Source organism: Lysobacter sp. Soil_N_51, from assembly GCF_057655755.1.
On record NZ_JBDGLR010000013.1, the window covers coordinates 148627 to 167121 of the forward strand.

Consider the following 18495-nt stretch of genomic DNA (forward strand, 5'->3'; position numbering starts at 1 on the left):
CCGGGAAATCGGTTTCTTCGATGGGCGCGATGCGGGTGTCGCGCGACGGAAACCCGGCCTATCCGGGGGCGTATGGCCGCTCGAGGGTGCCGTTACGTGTTCGGCCAGGCGCCTCGGAGCCGCCCAGACTCGGCGCCGGATAGGGGGGGGGAGGTGGTGGCGGGTTCGGGCTCCGGACCGGCTGCGCTTCACCGGGGTTCCGGCCGCCGCGGCCCGCGCCAGGCTGGAGCGGCTTCAGTCGGGGCGTGCCCGGCCGGGTGTGCCGCCACAGTGCGCGCGGCGGCCGGACGGCCGCTTTCTCGCTTCGGTACCATTGTGGATTGCCTCGGCAGTCGCCATGTCGGCGGGCGAGCCAATCCCCATCCCCTTCGCTACATCTGGAGTGCGTTGCATGAGCCTGATCGCCACCTTCGACACCTCGCGCGGCCCGATCCGCGTCGAACTCGCCGCCGACAAGGCGCCGCTGACCGTCGCCAACTTCGTCAACCTGGCCCAGCGCGGCTTCTACGACGGCCTGGCCTTCCATCGCGTGATCCCGAACTTCATGGTCCAGGGCGGCTGCCCGCAGGGCACCGGCACCGGCGGCCCGGGCTACCGCTTCGAGGACGAGACCCGCAACGGCCTGGGCCACCAGCGCGGCGTGCTGTCGATGGCCAACGCCGGCCCGGGCACCAACGGCAGCCAGTTCTTCATCACCCACGTCGTGTGCGACTGGCTGGACGGCAAGCACACCGTGTTCGGCAAGGTGCTCGACGGCCAGGAGATCGTCGACACGATCAAGCAGGGCGACGCGATCAACTCGATCAAGATCGAAGGCGACACCGCCGCGGTGCTGGCCGCCAAGGCCGATCGCGTGGCCGACTGGAACAAGATCCTCGACGAAAACAAGCGCCCGTAAGGGTTGCCGGCCGCGGCGCGCCGACCGGCGGCCGCGGACGAACGAAAAAGACGGCCTCGCGGCCGTCTTTTTTTTACTTCGTTTCCGGGCCCGCCCGCGCAAGCCGCGATTGCCGGTTTCGGCGCGCCGATGCGAGCGTCAAGGCCCGCCTGCCGCGCTCGCTCGCCGCGCTGGCGTCGGACGGATGGTCCAACCCGCGCGTATCGCGCTCACTCTCACTGCGCGAACTGCATCCCGTCGAGCATGCGATTGACCGCGACCACGTCGCGGTCGTGGTAATGCTCGCCCGGCGCCAGCCAGACCAGCGCGGTCAGCTTGCCGTCGCGTTCGACCGCGGCCGCCGTGCCCTTGTAGTTCAAGCCGCCGGCATCGGTCATGGCGAAGTCGAAACGCACGCCGTCGACATTGCTGAAACGCTGCGGACGCAGTTGGCTGCCGCTGACGTTGACCGCGCCTTCCTCGCGCAGGCCGTCCAGGATCAGGTCGCGCAACTCGTCGGCGCGCATGCCGCCGCGGAACCAGGGGCCGTCGGGTTTGGAGGCTTTTTCCTTGCGCGCCATGAACACGTGCTCGTTCGGCTTCACGCCCGAATAGATCCGCAGCTGATTGAGCTTGCTGCCATCGATGGTCCACAGCTCCTGGCGCGGGCCCTTGATCCGCGCCCAGTCCAGTTCGCTGTCCAGACGCAGATCGAATACCGTCGCCGCGCCCTTGCGCTGCAGGGTGTTGGTGGCGCAGCCGGTCAGCGCGAGCATCGCCAGCGCGGCGGCCAGCAACATCAAGCGCGCGGCGCGGAGGTTGCGAAGGGGTAAGTTCACGACACGGGCATTCACTGCGCACTCTCCAGATCGGCGATGGTTTTTTCGATGAAACTGCGTTCGTCCGCGCTCGGCGCGGCGGCGAGATAACGCCGGAACGCGTCGGCGGCCGGCTTGGATTGCTTGCGATCGCGCAGCACGTAGCCGTACTCGCGCCATGCCGCCGGCGGCGCGTCGTCATGGGTCACCGCTTCGGCGACGAGTCTGGCGGCTTGCTCGCGATCGTCGTTCTTGCCGCGCCGGCGATAGGCCTCGGCCAGATAGAACGCGTACAGGCCCTGGCTGCCCAGGTCGGCGGCGGTCTGCGCTTCCTGCTTGAGATCGCCGATTACCTGGATTGAGGTGTCGTAAGTACGGCGCGACAGCTCCGCCGCCAGCCAGCGGTCCAGGAACGGCCGCATCATTGACTGATAGGCCTCGCGGCCGATCTGATGCGGCGTCTGCGCGTGGGTCTTCGCCGCGGCGGCGGTGTCTTCCAGTCGCTCGGCGGTGTTCGGATGGCTGGCGAACACCGGCCACGGTTTGCGCGCCTTGCTGGATTTTTCCTCGCGCAGCATCCGTCCCCACACTTCGGCGCCGGCCTTGGGGTCGTAGCCCTGGCCCAGCGCATGCTCGTAGCCGATGCGATCGGCCTCGCGTTCCATGTCGCGGGAGAACTTGCTGACGTTGGCCAGGCCGCCGATCGAAGCGGCCAGCGCGACCAGGTTCAAGCCCGGAATCGCGCCGAAGCTGGCCATGAACGCGGTCGTGCCCTTGGCCTTGGTCCAGTAGCGCAGGCTGTGGCGCTGTCGGTAGTGGGCGAACTCGTGGCCGAGGACCAGCGCCAGTTCGGATTCGTCCTGCATGCGCAGCAGCGCGCCGGTGAATACCAGCATCGCGCCGTTGGGCGCCATCGAGGCGTTGAACACCGGCACGTCGACGATATAGACGCGCAGGTCCTGGCAATGCGGCCCGGCGACGCGGCAGGCGACGCCGTGGACGTAGGCGTTCAGGGCCGGGTCGCGGACCAGGATCGGCGCGGTCTTGAGGTCGCGCTCGGCCTGGTCCATGCCGTACCACAGCTCGGCCTCGGTGCTGTTGGCGGTAGGACGCTCGCCCGGTTGCAGCGGCATCGGCGCGGTTTCGGCCGCGGCCGACGGCGAGGGCATCAGCGCCGCCAGCGCCGTGGCCAGGGCGATGGCCGCCGCGATCGGAGGTCGGGTCCGGCCGCGGGCCGCGATCGCGCGCGCCGGGGAAGCCGGCGCGGCGCTCACAGCGGAATGTCCTTCAACATGCTCGCGACCGTGCCCTTGGCGCCTTTCTCGTCGCGCAAGTCGCCGCTTTGCTTGGCCATCAGGTTGAACCAGACCACCTGCCCGGTGCGCAGATCGACCAGGGTGGCCACGCCGATCTGGCTGCCGCCGCCAACGTCGACGTACGCGCCCAGGGCCGCGCCGGTGATCATCGCCAGCATCCGCACCGCCTTGCGGCCGCCGCTGGCGTAGGAATCGCGGACGTAGGTGAACAGGCCGTAGTCGGCGCCGGTCGCTTCGCGCAGTTCGGTCACGCCCGCGCCTAGGGTCCAGTCCAGGCGCGGCTTGTTGGTCTTCGGGTCTTTCTTGGTCGCCAGGGCGTTGTTACCGGCCTGCGAGTACTGGGCAATGCTCAGTGCGACCGCCTGATTCAGGCGCATGACCTGGCCCAGGCGCGAGTTGGGGTCGAGGTCGTCGGGAACGTCGTAGTCGTCCTTGCGCTGCGTCTTGGCGCCGGCGAGCAGGTCGTGCACGGCCCGCGGGTACAGCTTGCGCGCGTTGTCGGACCATTCCTTGCGCGGCTCGTTGAGGCCGCCGGCGGTGATCAGGCTCAGTTCGATGTCCGGCTCGATCAGCACCACGGTGCCGTCGACCTTGAGCTGATGGCCGCTGGCGTCGGTCGCGGTGCGGGTCTGCGCATGGGCCGCCGGCGAGGGCAGGCCGCTCAGGCACAGCACTACGACTGCGCCCGTCAGCGCTTGCTTGATTCGATTCATGACCGGCCCCCTGGTGCCGATGGTCCCGCGTTGGTGTTGCCGTTCGCGCGGCCGAGCCGGCGCGAATCCCCGCGATACTAGATCGCAAACCCGTGCCCGTTTTCAAGTGACAGGATATGCAAGGCGCGGTGGCGGATCGGGCACGGCCAACGCCCGGGTCCGGGCAGGCGGCGGCGACTCGGCGGCGCGCGGCGAAACCGGTCCGGCGCCGTCGCTGTGCTACCATTTTGCGGCTAGAACCCGTGGTTCCGGCGGTAGTTTTCGGCCATTCCCGCGTCGTCGGGGATGCGATTCCGGCAGCGATCGCCGCGGCGTCACGGCCGTTCGGCCCACGCATCTGTACCGCACACGCTCTGTCGTACATCACCCCACGAGCCATCCCCACGAGGTTCTCACGATGCCCCAGCTCGCCCGGCGCATCGGTCGCGCCAAGCCCAGCGCGATCATGCAGGTTGCCGAAAAGGCCAAGCGGCTCAAGGCCGAAGGCCGCGACATCATCAGCTTTTCGATCGGCGTTCCCAACTTCCTGCCCGGCGATCACGTCTACGCCGCCGTGCGCGAAGCCCTGGCCAAGGACAGCGGCCAATACGGCAGCAACCGCGGCGCCGATGCGCTGCTGGACGCGTTCATTGAGCACATGAGCAAGATCGGCCTGAGCGGTTACGGCCGGGTCAACTGCGCCACCGGCATCGGCGCCAAGCACGTGATCTACAACATCGCCGAGGCGCTGTTGGACGAAGGCGACACCATCGTCTTCCCGACCCCGTACTGGACCAGCTATCTCGACATCGCCGAGATCGTCAACGCCAAGATCGACCTGCTGCCGTGCCCGGCCTCGCAGGACTACAAGCTCACGCCCGAACAGCTCGACGCCGCGCTGGCGAAGAAGCCGCGCGTGTTCCTGTTCAACAATCCCTCCAACCCGACCGGCATGGTGTACGGGAAGGAAGAGATCGATGCGCTGGCCGACGTCGTCGCCAAGTACCCGGACACCTGGGTCATCACCGACGACATCTACAACCGCATGGTGTTCGACGGCCTGGGCTATCACAACTTCGTGCACGCGCGGCCCGAGTTGCGCGACCGGGTGATCTTCATCGACTCGCTGTCCAAGACCTACGGCATGCCGGGTTGGCGGGTGGGCTTCATGGCCGGTCCGGAAGCGGTGGCGCAGGCCGTGACCACGATGAATTCCAACCACATCACCAACATCCCGGAAATCGTCACCGCCGCCGCGGTGGCCGCGCTGTCGGGTCCGCAGGACGTGCCGACCGCGCGCTGCGCCGAGTTCCAGGCCAAGCGCGATCAGGTCATGGACGTGATGAATTCGATTCCGGGCGTGATCTGCCCGCGTCCGCAGGGCGCGTTCTACGTGTTCCCGGACATCAGCGTCGCGTTCGGCAAGACCCACGGGCCGAGCGGGCTGAAGATCGGCAACGACATGGACTTGTGCAACGCGCTGCTGGAAACCAAGGGCGTGGCCTGCGTGCCGGGCTCGGCGTTCGGCGAGCCGCGCGCGCTGCGCATCAGCTACACCTGTCCGACGCCGCAGCTGGCGCCGGGTCTGCAGCGGTTCCAGGAATTCTTCGCCGAGCTCGTCTGAGCCCGGCGCGGAATCGTGGTCGGCCACTCACGGCGATCGTAGAGACAAGGAATTCGACATGCGCGTTACCACCGTGCTCTGGATCGCCCTGGCCGCCGCCGTCGGCATCGGCGGGGTCAAGCTGATCAAGGCGAACGGTTTCGACCTGTTCGCCTCGGGTCCGGCCGAACTCAAGCCGGACGATCCGCGCCACACCACCGGCGACAAGCGCATCGTGATGCTGGCCGCGGACTGGTGCGGTTACTGCGAAAAACTGCGCAAGGATTTCGAACTGGCCGACGTGCGCTACAGCCTGATCGACATCGACACCGAAGCCGGTCAGCGCGCGATGGAGGCCGTCGGCGCGCGCGGCGTGCCGGTCACCATCATCGGCCAGGACATCGTCTACGGTTACAACATGGACGAGATCAAGGACCGGATGGAGCCGCTCGGTTACCGCCTGTAAGCGAACTCCCCGGCGCGCGGCGCGGGCCGCGCGCGGATTCCAATCAACCCCGCGGGCCGCGTGCCCGTCATACCGTTCACTCGTGAAGGAAAGACCTCGATGAAGACCCCCGTCCGCGTTGCCGTCACCGGTGCTGCCGGCCAGATCGGCTACTCGCTGCTGTTCCGCATCGCTTCCGGCGAAATGCTCGGCAAGGATCAGCCCGTCATCCTGCAGTTGCTCGAACTGCCGCTGGAGAAGGCCCAGGCCGCGCTCAAGGGCGTGATCATGGAGCTGGAAGACTGCGCGTTCCCGCTGCTGGCCGGCGTGGTCGGCACCGATGATGCCGAAGTCGCGTTCAAGGACGCCGACGTGGCCCTGCTGGTCGGCGCGCGTCCGCGCGGCCCGGGCATGGAGCGCAAGGACCTGCTGCTGGAAAACGCCAAGATCTTCACCGCCCAGGGCGCCGCGCTGAACAAAGTGGCTTCGCGCAACGTCAAGGTGCTGGTGGTCGGCAACCCGGCCAACACCAACGCCTACATCGCGATGAAGTCGGCGCCGGACCTGCCGGCCAAGAACTTCACCGCGATGCTGCGCCTGGACCACAACCGCGCGCTGAGCCAGCTCGCCGCGAAGGCCGGCGTGGCCGTGGGCGACATTGAAAGCCTGGTGGTGTGGGGCAACCACAGCCCGACCATGTACCCGGACTACCGCTTCGCCACCGTCAACGGCCAGTCGCTGAAGGACAAGATCAACGACGCCGACTGGAACGCGAACACCTTCATCCCGCAGGTCGGCAAGCGCGGCGCGGCGATCATCGAAGCACGCGGCCTGTCGTCGGCGGCGTCGGCGGCCAATGCGGCCATCGACCACGTGCGCGACTGGGTGCTCGGCAGCAACGGCAAGTGGGTGACCATGGGCGTGCCGTCCGACGGCAGCTACGGCATCCCGGAAACGGTGATGTACGGCGTGCCGGTGATCACCGAGAACGGCGAGTACAAGCGCGTGGAAGGTCTGGAAGTGGACGCGTTCAGCCGCGCCGCGATGGACAAGACCCTGGCCGAGCTCGAGGAAGAGCGCGCCGGCGTGGCGCATCTGCTGGGCTGATCGATCGCGCGATGCGATGGATGAACGGGGCGGCTTCGGCCGCCCTGTTTTTTGGGCGAGTCCTTCTTCCGCTTACGGGAGAAGGTGGCCTGCAGGGCCGGATGAGGGGCGTGGGAATTCTGGCTTGCGACGCGAGATCATTGTCCGCGAGCCCTCACCCCCAGCCCTCTCCCGCAAGCGGGAGAGGGAGTGGAACGGCCTTGGTTTTCCCTCCCGCTTGCGGGAGAAGGTGGCCCGAAGCAAGCATCCTTGGGGTGTCAGGGCGTGCGAATTCTGGCTTGCGACGCGAGATCATTGTCCGCGAGCCCTCACCCCAGCCCTCTCCCGCAAGCGGGAGAGGGAGTGGAACGGCGGTGGGTTCGCCCTTCTCCCGCTCGCGGGAGAAGGTGGCCCGAAGGGCCGGATGAGGGCACGTGAATCTTGGCTAGCGATGTGTTCAGAGGCCTCATTTGTCCTCGCCTGGCTCTCTGTCCTGCAGACACTCTTCAGACGCCGCAAGCAGGAGAGGGCCTGCAAGCCGATCCAGGGAAAGGCCAGACGAAGTCCCGCCGTCCCCGACCGTGTAGGATCGGTCCCGCTCCACGTCCGAGGGACTCCACCCGATGAGCGACACCCTGCGCATCCTGATCGCCGACGACCACCCGATGTTCCGGGCGGCGTTGCGCTTCGCGCTGGGCGAGATCGCGCCCGGCGCGGCGATGGTCGAGGTGTCGAGCCAGAGCGCGCTGGAAGCGGCCATCGCCAGCGGCGAGGAGTTCGACCTGGCCATGCTCGACCTGATGATGCCCGGCGCGATGGGTTTTTCCTCGCTGGTGTACGCGCGCGGCGAACGCCCCGAGTTGCCGGTGGTGATCATTTCCTCGAACGAACATCCGCGCACGATCCGCCGCGCGCAGCAGTTCGGCGCCTCGGGCTTCGTGCCCAAGTCGGCGCCGTCGACGGTGCTGGCCGAAGCGGTCGAGGCGGTGCTCGCCGGCAACATCTGGTTTCCGCCGCAGCAGGTCGAGCGCGACGAGGGCGACGCGCAACTCGCCGATCGCCTGGCCCAGCTCACCCCGCAACAGATGCGGGTGCTGTTGCGGCTGGCCGACGGCCTGCTCAACAAGCAGATCGCCTACGAGCTGTCGCTGGCCGAGAACACGGTCAAGATCCACGTCACCGCGATCCTGCGCAAACTCGGTTGCCACTCGCGCACGCAGGCGGCGGTGTTGGTGAAGGGGTTGTCGTTGGAAGACGATGCGGCGGGGTTGCAGGGCTAGGTTTGCCGGGGCGTCGAGGTCGCCATCGGTGTGATCTCAATCGGCGCTTTCGTTGAAGACAGCCTAGATAGTTCGTTTGCGCCGGCTGATGCGAACAGCGAATCCCCCGCGCACCGATCGCCACTCAGGACCGAGCCACGCCGGGCGCTCGCCCCCTTTTCCAAAGTGGGTGCCGATTTCAGCAGCTGCTTCGAAAGTGGGCGCCGACTTCAGCGATGACTTCGAAAGTCGGTGCTGTTTTTACCTGCCAACTCGAAAGTAAGCGCCGATTTCAGCAGCTGCTTCTTGTCAATGTAGTTCCTTCGCTGTCGCCGTTGCTGTTCCCCCCTTTGTAAAAGGGGGGCAGGGGGGATTCGCTTTTGCTTTACCAGCCACGACGCGGAAAACGTCCGGTGCCAGCAGATCGCCCATCGACATTGCATCCGCACAACAAACAACCACAACCACGAAGAACACAAATTCGCGCCGTATCGGCCTAAGCCTCAACCCCCGCGCATCACCATCCGCGTAACCAGCGCCCGCAGCGCCGCCGGTTTCAGCGGCTTGGGCAGAAAACTCCACCCACGCTCGCTAGCGCGCGTACGCAGCCCGGGATCGGCATCCGCCGACATCAGCACCACAGGCGGCATGCGCTTCCATTTGGCCTCCAACTGCGTGCCCAGTTCGAAGCCGGTGCTTTCGCCCAACCGATAATCGAGCAGCAACAGCTCCGGCATCGGCAAGTGATCAGCGTGGGTCAGCGCGCAGGCCGCGGTCGCCGCGGTCTCGATCCGGCAGCCCCAATCTTCGAGCAGGCGCTGCGCGGCTTGGCGCGAATGCGGATCGTCGTCAATCACCCACACCTGACGTCCGAACAACGGCGAGTCTTCATCGCGGTCGACGCCGGCCATGGAGCCGTCCTGCGTCATTGATACCGGGCTCACCACGCCATCGTCAACCGCCGCGCTCGCATACGGCACCTCGACCGAAAACACGCTGCCGCGTCCCGGCCACGAACGCAGGCCGATGCGATGGTCGAGCAACAACGCGACTCGCCGCACGATCGCCAATCCCAGTCCGGCGCCGCGCTGCGGCGCTTCCACGCCGGTGTCCAGACGCTGGAATTCCTCGAAGATCAGTTCGCGTTTATTCGGCGCGATGCCCGGCCCGGTGTCCCACACTTCGATGCGCACGCCGTCGCGCAGACGCCGCGCGCCGAGCACGATGCGGCCGTCGCGCGGGGTGAACTGCATTGCGTTGGAAAGAAAGTTCTGCACGATCCGGCGCAGCAACACTTCGTCGCTGTCGACGATCGCGCTGCAGGGCAGGCAATGCAGATGCAGGCCGCGCGATTCGGCCAGGATGCGGAACTGGCTTTCGATCGCACCCAGCACGCGCGCCAGCGGCAGCGCGCCGCGTTTGACTTCCAGCGCGCCCGACTCGAGCCGCGAAATATCCAGCAGGCTCGACAGGATGTCGTCCTGCGCGGCCAGCGCGGCCTCGATGTGATCGGTCAGCTCGCGGCCTTCGGCGTCGACGCGCCGGCGCAGCGACGACAGGTACATGCGCGCCGCGTTCAACGGCTGCAGCAGATCGTGGACCGCGGCGGCGACGAAGCGGGTCTTGGAGCGGTTGGCGCGTTCGGCTTCGCCCTTGGCGCTTTGCAGGTCGCTGGTGCGTTGCTCGATGCCGCGCTCCAGGCTGTCGGCGAGCGTGCGCAGATCGCGCGCGGCCTGCTTGTACGCGGTGATGTCGGCGTAACTGGTGACGAAGCCGCCATCGGGCATGGGATTGCCGCGGATCTCGATCACCGTGCCGTCGGGTCGCTCGCGTTCGTGCAGATACGGCTGGCCGCGCTGCAGATGGTCCAGGCGGCGACGGATCGCGTCTTCGGGATCGCTGCCGAGCAGGCCGCGGCGCGCGTTGTAGCGGATCAGGTCTTCGATCGGGCGGCCGACCTGCAGCAAGTCGGGCGGATAACGAAACAGTTCGGCATAACGCTGATTCCACGCGACCAGCCGCAGTTCCGCGTCGACCACGCTGACGCCCTGCGGCAGATGCTCCAGGCTGTGGCCTTCGCCCAGACTCGCCTGCCGCGCCGCCTGGACCACGCCGTCCTGCGCATTGCGCAAGGCTTCGGCGTGATGCTCGACCATCTTCTCCAGTTCCTGCCGGCTGCGCAGCCGCAGCGCGGCGATGCGGTTGCGCTGCATCAGCAGCAGCACCACCGAGACCAGCAGCAGCCACGCGCCGGCGGCGACCGCGCGCGCGATCCAGGCGGTGCGGATGCTCGGCGTGGTGTCGCGCAGCAGATGCAGAGTCCAGTCTTCGCGCGGCAGGTGCAGCGATTGCCACAGCATCGGTTCGCGCATCAGCGGATCGCGCAGGCGCACCACGCGCGCGCCGTCGCCGACTTCGCGTTCGACCCGGACCGTGGCCGGTCGCAGGGGCTGCCCCTGATATTGCCGGGTGCTTTGCAGATGCAGGTTCTGCGCCGGCGTCGGCGTGCGCAGCAGGCGATAACGCCACTGCGGCTGCGCGCTCAGAAACACCACGCCGCTGGCGTCGCTGAGCAGAACCAGATCGCCGCGACCGCTCCAGTCCGAGCGGATGTCCTCGAGTTCGACCTTGACCGCGACCGCGCCGACCGCGCCGCCGCGTTCGTCGTGGATCGCGCGGGCGATGAAGTGGCCCGGCACATGGGTGGTTACGCCGATCGCGTAGAACTCGCCCGCGCCGTCGCTCATCGCCTTCTGGAAGTACGGGCGGAACGCATACGACTGACCGACGTTGCTTTCGGGCAGGTCCCAGTTGCTCGCGGCGATGCCGATGCCCTGGCTGTCGATCAGGGTCAGGGTGCTGGTGCGGTTGGCGAAATTGAGCTGGACCAGGCGTTCGTTGGCGCGCTGTCGCTGAGTGCGGTCGTCGGGATAAGCCAGGGTGGCGCGCAGCTGCGGATCCAGCGACAACACCGCCGGCATGATCCGATACCGGTCGATGTGCTGCTCGATCACCTGCGCGCGCTGGGCCAGCAGCGCGCGCGCTTCGCCGGCCTGGCGTTGCAGCGCCTGCGAATACGCGATGCGTCCGGCGATCAGCATCGACAGCGCCACGCCGATCGCGATCAGGGCGATCCACAGGGCGGTTTGCAGCTGGCGGCGGTGGGGGATCAATGAAAGGCCGGGATTGGAGATTCGAGAGTCGGGATTCGGAACAGCGGGTGCGATGCGATCTGCCAATCGCGCGGGTCACGATTGGCGCCGGATATCGGCGAAGCCTTGCGCAATCCATCGTCGCGACCCGGCGTCGCAAAGTCAAAGTGCCGACGAACCCCGCCTTTGCGAATCCCTAATCCCCAATCCCGACCCCCCGGCTTCTAAAACTGCAACTGCGCCCGAACCTCCATCACATCCGGATCCCCCGACAACAGCCCCTTGTCGGCTTTGACTTGCACCCAGTTCGCCTGGAACTTGAAATGCGTGGTCAGGTACCAGTTCACGCCGAGGGTCAGATCGCGCTGGTGGCCACCGGCGATGCCGCCATCGTCGAGATCGAGTTCGCCGTAGCGCGCGAGCAGTTCGACCGCGCCATAACCATGCGCGGGTTTGATGTTGGCGACGTTGTTGCCGGTGTAGGGCCGGGTTTCGCCGGTCAGCACCCAACTGCCGGTGACGTAGTAACCGTCGGCGGTGAAATCGCGCGCGCCGTTTTCGCGTTGCGCGGTGGCGCGCAGGTACTCGGCCTGCACCGACCACGGGCCCTCGATCCACAGCGCTTCCAGACCGTTGCGCAGCACCTTGTCGGTGTTGCGCAGGCTGCCCGAATCGACCAGCCGCACCGCGGTCAGGCCGTTCATCGGCCGCGCGCGGAAGCGGGTGGACGGGCCGAAATAGGCGCCGCGTCCATCGGTGAAACCGTGCGGGTTCTCGACCGATGCGGTCAGGCCCAGATGCACGACATGATCCTTGTCCTTGACCGGCGTCCACACCGCGCGTCCGGCCGCGGTGGTGCCGGGGTTGTCGCCCTGCAGATCGTGGCCGAAGAAATACGCCGCGCTGAGCGCATAACGCGGCCGCTCCATCGACCATTCCACGCCGGTGCGGCGCGCCTGATAGATCGCCTGCGACGCCGCCGACAATTCGATCATGCTGCCGCTGCGCGACGCCGCCACGCTCTCCATGCTGACCGGGGTCTTGAAGTAACCCACGCGCAGCTTGCCGTAATCGGCGCCGAACAAGGCCTTGGTTTCCATGCGCAGGGCGACGTCGAGCCAGACCTTGGCTTCGAAATCGAACACCGCGGTGAAGTCGTACACGTCCTTCTTCTTCAGGTTCACGCCGAATTCGCGACGGCGGAAATGGCCGTCGTCGGACAGCGCGGTCGCGGCGGTGCCGTAGCCGTTGTCGGCGGAGAAATCGACCACGTCGTAGGCGACGTTGGCGGTGCCGGAAATTTCGGTGCCGTCGGCGAAGCTGTATTTTGTCGGCCAGTCGTCGAAATTGGCGGCGCGCGCGCCGCACGGCAGCGCGGCGGCCACGATCGCGGCGGACAGGGCGAGGGCGAGGCGGTCGATACGGATCATCGGTCGGAACTCCAGGTCGTGACCGCCGTCCTGGCAGCAGGAAACCGCGCCGGGCGCAGTGCGTCCGGCTCGTGGTGATCAGGTTGACGACCGGGCCGTAGCGGTGGCCCGGTAATACGCTCGCCGTTCAAACGGCCCGGCGAAACTCCAGCGGCGCCAGGTCAGGCGGCCTTGTCGGCCAACGGCGCGTGGTGATCCGACGGCAGATCGTCGTCGAGATCGGTCGCGCTCGGCGGATTGGCCAGTTCGTGATTGAGCTTGTCGCGGTCGAGCTCATTCTCCCAACGCGCGACCACGATCGTCGCCACGCCGTTGCCGATGAAGTTGGTCAGCGCGCGTGCCTCGCTCATGAAGCGGTCGATGCCGAGGATCAGCGCCAGGCCGGCGACCGGCACCGACGGCACCACGGTCAACGTCGCCGCCAACGTGATGAAGCCCGCGCCGGTGACGCCAGAGGCGCCCTTGGAGGTCAGCATGGCCACCATCAGCAAGGTCAATTCCTGGGTCAGGGTCAGATCGACGCCGAGCGCCTGGGCGACGAAGATCGTCGCCATGGTCAGGTAGATGTTGGTGCCGTCGAGATTGAACGAATAGCCGCTGGGCACCACCAGCCCGACCACCGGCTTGGAGCAGCCCAGGCGTTCGAGCTTGCGCATCAGCGGCACCAGCGCCGATTCCGACGACGAAGTGCCCAGCACCAGCAGCAGTTCGTCGCGGATGTAGCGAATGAAGCGCAGGATGCTGAAACCGGTGAAATGGGCGATGGAGCCGAGCACGATCAGGATGAACAGCGCGCAGGTCAGGTAGAAGCTGCCCATCAGCTTGGCCAGCGGGCCGAGCGAGTCCACGCCGTACTTGCCGATGGTGAAAGCCATCGCCGCGCCGGCGCCGATCGGCGCGAGCTTCATGATCATGCTCATCATGCCGAAGAACACCTTCGACACCGCTTCGAGCAGGTCCATCACCTTCTCGCCGCTCTTGCCCATGTGCAGCAGGGCGAAGCCGAACAGCACCGCCAGCAGCAGCACCTGCAGCAGGTCGCCGTTGCCGGTGAAGGCGTCGGTGAAGGTCTTGGGGATGATGTGCAGGATGAAATCGACGGTGCTCTGGTCCTTGGCCGCGGTCGCGTATTTCTCCACCGCGCTGGCGTCGAGCGTGGCCGGGTCGACGTTGAAACCGGCGCCGGGCTTGAGCGTGTTGACCACCACCAGGCCGATCACCAGGGCGATGGTCGAGACCACTTCGAAATACACGATCGCCTTGACCCCGACCCGGCCGACCTTCTTGACGTCGGACACGCCGGCGATGCCGAGCACCACGGTCAGGAAGATGATCGGCGCGATCAGCATCTTGATCAGCGAAATGAACCCGTCGCCGAGCGGCTTGAGCTTGACCGCGATGTCCGGGAAGAAATGTCCGAACACGCCGCCGAGCACGATCGCGCCCAGCACCCACAGATAGAAACGCGAACCGGACTTCTTCATGGGCGGGATTCCTGTACTCGTACGACGGCGAAAAGGGTGGGGAAGGGAACTGCGTTCGCGTGCGCGACGGCGGGCATCAGTCGCGATCGATGGTCGAATGCTTGCGGGTGTCGGGCATGAAGAAATAGACCAGCAGCGAGCAGGCGATGCAGGCGCTGACGTACCAGAAGAAACCGCTCTCCATGCCGTGCTGCTTGAACTGCAGGGCGATGATCTCGGCGGTGCCGCCGAACAGCGCGACGGTCAGCGCATACGGCAGGCCGACGCCGAGCGCGCGCACTTCGACCGGGAACAGCTCGGCCTTCACCACCGCGTTGATCGCGGTGTAGCCGCTGACCGCGCCGAGCAACACCATGATCAGGAAGAACGCTTCCAGCGGCGTCTGCGCATCGCGGATCCAATGCATCACCGGCACCGTCAGTACCGCGCCGAGCACGCCGAACGCGATCAGCAGTGGCCGCCGGCCGATCCGGTCCGACAGCGCGCCGATCAGCGGCTGCAGCAGCATGTACACGAACAGGGTCGAGGCGTTGATCAGGGTCGCGGTTGATTCACTGAAACCCGCGCTCAGGCTGAGGAACTTCAGCATGTAGTTGGAGTAGGTGTAGAACGCCAGCGTGCCGCCCATGGTCAGGCCGATCACGGTCAGCACCGCGCGCGGGTGCTGCATTAAGGTGCGCAGCGAACCTTCCTTGCGCTGCGGCGTGTCGCTGGCCTTGAGCTTGGCGAACGATTCGGTCTCGTGCATGTTGCGGCGCAGGTACAGCGCGACCACCGCGGCGACCGCGCCGATCGCGAATGGAATACGCCAGCCCCACGAGCGCAGTTGCTCGTCGGTCAGCACGAACTGCTGCAGCACCACCAGCACCAGCACCGCGAGCAGCTGGCCCATGATCAAGGTGACGTAGAGGAAGCTCGACCAGAAGCCGCGATGCTTGCTGGACGCCATTTCGCTCAGGTAAGTGGCCGAGCTGCCGTATTCGCCGCCCACGCTCAGGCCCTGCATCAGGCGCGCGGCCAGCAGCAGGATCGGCGCGAGCAGGCCGATGGTTTCGTAACCCGGGGTCAGGGTGATGATCAGCGAGCCCAGACACATCAACTGCACCGACAGCATCAGCGAGGCCTTGCGGCCGTGGCGGTCGGCGTAGCGGCCGAACACCCAGCCGCCGATCGGACGCATCAGGAAGCCGACCGCGAAAATCGCCGCGGTCTTGAGGTTCTGGCTGAGCTTGTCGCCGCTGGGGAAGAACACGTGCGAGAAGTACAGCGAGAACGAGGTGTAGACGTACCAGTCGTAGTACTCGACCAGATTGCCGACCGAGCCGGAGAAGATCGATTTCAGGCGTTGCCCCGGGCTCACGCTCGGGGCGCTGGGCGCGGTGTCGGCGAGGGTGACGGCGCTCACGTTATGGCGGCTCCTGGGAAAGCGAATACTGACGATGCGAAGGCGGTTGCAGCGCTGGCGATAACACCGAAACGGGCGTGGACGCTTTGCACGAATGGCTCGCGGCACACGCGGACAACGGCAAGGCAAGCGCAGGTCCCTGCGTTCGGTGCCGATAGTGGTCCGGGTCGCGGCGGCGACCAATACCACCTTAGGGTTAGGGGCGCTGTTCATCCGCGCCCGTCCGCCATCAACGCGTCATCTGCGCCGCCCATGCTTCTCCGGATTTTTGCCCGAACTTCCCCCGGAGATTGCAATGAAGTACCCCCTTGCCACGCCCGCGCTCGTGCTGGCGATCTGGACCGCGCTGTCGACCTCGTCCGTTCACGCCGATCCGCGCGAGGCCGCGCCCGCGCCCGAGACCGCGCTCGACGGTGCTTCGCTCGACGGTGCCGCAGGCGAAGCGGCGGGCCGCGACGCGACCACGCTCGACGCGGTGTCGGTGATCGGCATGGGTGAGACCCGCCAGGTGCAGCGGGTCAAACTGGCGGATATCGAAAAGCGCGCGCCGGGCACCAGCCCGCAGAAGATCCTCAACAAACTGCCGGGCATCTCGGTGCAGTCCAACGACGCCTACGGCGCCAACGAGGAATCGCAGACCATCAGCCTGCGCGGCTTCAACCAGCGCCTGCTCGGCTACACCCTCGACGGCATTCCGCTCGGCGACAACAGCTACGGCAACTACAACGGCCTGGGCATCAGCCGCGCCTTGATCGGCGAGAACCTGGCCGGCGCGGAACTGGCCGCGGGCATCGGCTCGCTCGGCACCGCCTCGACCAGCAACCTCGGCGGCACCTTGCAGTATTTCTCCTCCGATCCGCAGACCGAATTCGGCCTGCGCCTGGCCCAGACCTTCGGCAGCGACAGCACCCGCCGTACCTATGCGCGACTGGACAGCGGCGATCACGGCGGCTTCTCGATGTATCTGTCCGGCTCGCTGCTCAGCGCCGACATGTGGTCCAAGCCCGGCGACAATCAGGATCAGAACCAGGTCAACCTCAAGGCGCTGTATCAGTTCGGCGACGGCAACCGGATCAGCGCGTTCGTGTCCAGCGCCGAAACCAGTCAGGCCAACTTCGCTTACCTGTCCAAGGGCTTGTTGTCGCGCGGCGCGGGTTGGGACTGGAATCTGTACAAGCCCGACTGGCAGCGCGCGCTCGCCGCCGCGTACTGCGCGCCCAAGCCGTGGCCGGCCAATCAGCACCGCGCCGGCGATCCGCGCTGCGGCTTCAGCGGCCCGGCGGCGACCATCGACGATGCCTACTACGCCAGCCGCGCGTTGCGCACCGACCATCTGGCGGCGCTGGCCGGCGAGTTCAATCTCGGCGAAGGCCTGACGTTGAAATCGCAGGCGTATTACCACGACGACCGCGGCCAGGGTCATTGGTGGTCGCCGGGCAATTACTCGTACCCGAACACGCCCAAGGCGATCCCGATCTCGATCCGCAGCACCAACTACGGCATCAACCGCTACGGCGCGATGAGTTCGCTGGCCTGGGAGATCGGCAACCATCGCATCGAAGGCGGCTTCTGGTACGAGAGCAACCATCACGACGTGCAGCGCAATTTCTATTTCATCGAAGGCCCGGTCAACGACGACCGTTTCCTCAACGATCCCGACCGCCGCCTGTTCTTCCAGAAGTACCGCATCAACACCCGCCAGGCCTATCTGCAGGACACCATCAGCCTGCTCGACGGCCGCATGACCGTGGACGTCGGCGCCAAGAGCACCCAGGTCGACATGCGCGCGCGCCAGGTCGATCCGCGCGCGATGGAAGTGCCCAACGCGAGCGGGCGCCTGGAAACCAAGGACAGCTTCCTGCCGCAGCTCGGCCTGGGCTACAAACTCGGCGAAGGCCAGGAGTTGTTCGCCGCCTACACTGAAAACGTCGCCGCCTTCGTCGGCGGCGGCGCCGGCGGTCCGCTGGCGATCGGCCAGGCCGCGTTTGACGTACAGAAGGCCAGCCTCAAGCCCGAATCGTCCAAGACCCTGGAAGCCGGCTATCGTCGCGTGGGCGAGACCTATCAGGCATCTTTCAGCGTCTACAAGGTCAAGTTCGACAACCGCCTGCTGTCGTTGAACCCGTGTTCGAGCATCGAAGCCGGCACGCGTCCGGAGTGCGTCACCCAGTTCTTCAACGTCGGTTCAGTCGACAGCTACGGCAGCGAGCTGGTTTTAATCTGGAAGCCCACGGCGCAGTTCGAGTGGTACAACGCACTGTCGTGGAACAAGTCGACCTATCAGGACAACTACATCGACAGCGGCAAGGTCGTGCAGACCCGCGACAAGCGTGTGGTCGACGTGCCCGATAAAATGTTGTCGAGCGAGCTGAGCTATCGCAGCGGGCCGTGGCTGGCGAGCGTGAGCGGCAAGTACACCGGCAAGCGCTATTACACCTACACCAACGACAATGGGTTCGGCGGTTCGACTCAGTTCGACGCGGCCTTGCGTTACACGTTCGAGCCGGTCGGGCCGTTGCGGCAGTGGTCGATCGCGCTCAATGGCAGCAATCTGACCGACAAGCGCACGGCCAGCAATCTGACGGCATTCAGCGCCTCGGATCCGCAGGGCAAGACGTTCGCGTTTCATGCCAATGCGCCGCGGCAGGTGTTTTTGACGATTGATGCGCAGTTTTGATTTTGGGTGACGGCTTGGGCGTTTGGCGGGCGGCGTGGATTGCGGGCGCGTTGCAATCTGCGCGGTAGCCGGATTGGCGCGGTCGCGGCTCGCGCCGCTCCTACAGGCAGGCCATGTGGCTTTGAGCTGACCTCAGATTTCACTCCAAGCGCTGCGGGGCTTGTAGCTCGCGTTAGCAAAAGCACACCCGGAGGGCGACGCGCATGGATGCGCGTCGCGCGCCACCGGGACATGGATGTCCCGTGTGGCGC

Annotated in this window: 13 protein-coding genes; 6 read left to right on the forward strand and 7 right to left on the reverse strand. The window is 66.4% G+C overall.

Annotated features, from left to right (window positions below):
• Positions 1 to 391: 391 nt before the first annotated feature.
• Entirely contained in the window at positions 392 to 898 is a 507-nt protein-coding gene (locus AC3A4T_RS23065) for a peptidylprolyl isomerase (RefSeq protein WP_487677511.1), read from the forward strand.
• 215 nt (positions 899 to 1113) lie between these two features.
• On the opposite strand, the gene AC3A4T_RS23070 is transcribed toward AC3A4T_RS23065, so the two are convergent.
• The 3 genes from AC3A4T_RS23070 to AC3A4T_RS23080 are packed head-to-tail and all read right to left on the reverse strand — an operon-like array spanning position 1114 to position 3724.
• A complete protein-coding gene (locus tag AC3A4T_RS23070; protein WP_487677512.1) occupies positions 1114 to 1716 on the reverse strand; it encodes a hypothetical protein in 603 nt (200 codons plus the stop codon).
• 11 nt (positions 1717 to 1727) lie between these two features.
• Positions 1728 to 2969: a M48 family metalloprotease gene (locus tag AC3A4T_RS23075; protein ID WP_487677513.1), complete on the reverse strand. Its 1242-nt coding sequence runs from the start codon at positions 2967 to 2969 to the stop codon at positions 1728 to 1730.
• A complete protein-coding gene (locus AC3A4T_RS23080) occupies positions 2966 to 3724 on the reverse strand; it encodes a hypothetical protein (RefSeq protein ID WP_487677514.1) in 759 nt (252 codons plus the stop codon). The genes AC3A4T_RS23075 and AC3A4T_RS23080 overlap by 4 nt, the downstream gene beginning before the upstream one ends.
• A gap of 397 nt (positions 3725 to 4121) precedes the next feature.
• Here AC3A4T_RS23080 and AC3A4T_RS23085 point away from each other — a divergent pair, with 397 nt between their 5' ends.
• The 4 genes from AC3A4T_RS23085 to AC3A4T_RS23100 all read left to right on the forward strand — a co-directional run bounded on the left by AC3A4T_RS23085 (position 4122) and on the right by AC3A4T_RS23100 (position 8117).
• Positions 4122 to 5327: a pyridoxal phosphate-dependent aminotransferase gene (locus AC3A4T_RS23085; protein WP_487677515.1), complete on the forward strand. Its 1206-nt coding sequence runs from the start codon at positions 4122 to 4124 to the stop codon at positions 5325 to 5327.
• Positions 5328 to 5385: 58 nt separating this feature from the next.
• Positions 5386 to 5772, forward strand: coding sequence for a glutaredoxin family protein (locus AC3A4T_RS23090; RefSeq protein WP_487677516.1), 387 nt, complete (start codon positions 5386 to 5388; stop codon positions 5770 to 5772).
• A 99-nt stretch (positions 5773 to 5871) separates the two neighbouring features.
• On the forward strand, positions 5872 to 6858 hold the full coding sequence (locus AC3A4T_RS23095) for a malate dehydrogenase (RefSeq protein WP_056110797.1): 987 nt from the start codon (positions 5872 to 5874) through the stop codon (positions 6856 to 6858).
• 602 nt (positions 6859 to 7460) lie between these two features.
• Complete coding sequence (locus AC3A4T_RS23100) at positions 7461 to 8117, forward strand: LuxR C-terminal-related transcriptional regulator (RefSeq protein WP_487677517.1); 657 nt, start codon at positions 7461 to 7463, stop codon at positions 8115 to 8117.
• A 482-nt stretch (positions 8118 to 8599) separates the two neighbouring features.
• On the opposite strand, the gene AC3A4T_RS23105 is transcribed toward AC3A4T_RS23100, so the two are convergent.
• From AC3A4T_RS23105 to AC3A4T_RS23120, 4 genes are all read right to left on the reverse strand, one after another.
• The gene (locus tag AC3A4T_RS23105; RefSeq protein WP_487677518.1) at positions 8600 to 11269 is read right to left on the reverse strand and encodes a hybrid sensor histidine kinase/response regulator; all 2670 of its coding nucleotides are present in this window, start codon (positions 11267 to 11269) and stop codon (positions 8600 to 8602) included.
• Positions 11270 to 11472: 203 nt separating this feature from the next.
• Positions 11473 to 12675 (reverse strand): OprO/OprP family phosphate-selective porin, encoded by a 1203-nt coding sequence (locus AC3A4T_RS23110; protein WP_487677526.1) that lies wholly within the window; start codon positions 12673 to 12675, stop codon positions 11473 to 11475.
• 164 nt (positions 12676 to 12839) lie between these two features.
• Complete coding sequence (locus tag AC3A4T_RS23115) at positions 12840 to 14162, reverse strand: dicarboxylate/amino acid:cation symporter (RefSeq protein ID WP_487677519.1); 1323 nt, start codon at positions 14160 to 14162, stop codon at positions 12840 to 12842.
• 76 nt (positions 14163 to 14238) lie between these two features.
• Positions 14239 to 15567: an MFS transporter gene (locus AC3A4T_RS23120; protein ID WP_487677520.1), complete on the reverse strand. Its 1329-nt coding sequence runs from the start codon at positions 15565 to 15567 to the stop codon at positions 14239 to 14241.
• 295 nt (positions 15568 to 15862) lie between these two features.
• Between AC3A4T_RS23120 and AC3A4T_RS23125 the strand changes: the two genes are divergently transcribed.
• Positions 15863 to 18244, forward strand: coding sequence for a TonB-dependent receptor (locus tag AC3A4T_RS23125; RefSeq protein ID WP_487677521.1), 2382 nt, complete (start codon positions 15863 to 15865; stop codon positions 18242 to 18244).
• Positions 18245 to 18495: the final 251 nt, after the last annotated feature.

What these genes read in the sequence shown, in the direction of transcription:
- AC3A4T_RS23065 (WP_487677511.1), top strand. Translation starts at nt 392, where the DNA reads ATGAGCCTGATCGCCACCTTCGACACCTCGCGCGGCCCGATCCGCGTC.
- AC3A4T_RS23080 (WP_487677514.1), bottom strand. Translation starts at nt 3,724, where the DNA reads ATGAATCGAATCAAGCAAGCGCTGACGGGCGCAGTCGTAGTGCTGTGC.
- AC3A4T_RS23085 (WP_487677515.1), top strand. Translation starts at nt 4,122, where the DNA reads ATGCCCCAGCTCGCCCGGCGCATCGGTCGCGCCAAGCCCAGCGCGATC.
- AC3A4T_RS23090 (WP_487677516.1), top strand. Translation starts at nt 5,386, where the DNA reads ATGCGCGTTACCACCGTGCTCTGGATCGCCCTGGCCGCCGCCGTCGGC.
- AC3A4T_RS23095 (WP_056110797.1), top strand. Translation starts at nt 5,872, where the DNA reads ATGAAGACCCCCGTCCGCGTTGCCGTCACCGGTGCTGCCGGCCAGATC.
- AC3A4T_RS23100 (WP_487677517.1), top strand. Translation starts at nt 7,461, where the DNA reads ATGAGCGACACCCTGCGCATCCTGATCGCCGACGACCACCCGATGTTC.
- AC3A4T_RS23115 (WP_487677519.1), bottom strand. Translation starts at nt 14,162, where the DNA reads ATGAAGAAGTCCGGTTCGCGTTTCTATCTGTGGGTGCTGGGCGCGATC.
- AC3A4T_RS23125 (WP_487677521.1), top strand. Translation starts at nt 15,863, where the DNA reads ATGAAGTACCCCCTTGCCACGCCCGCGCTCGTGCTGGCGATCTGGACC.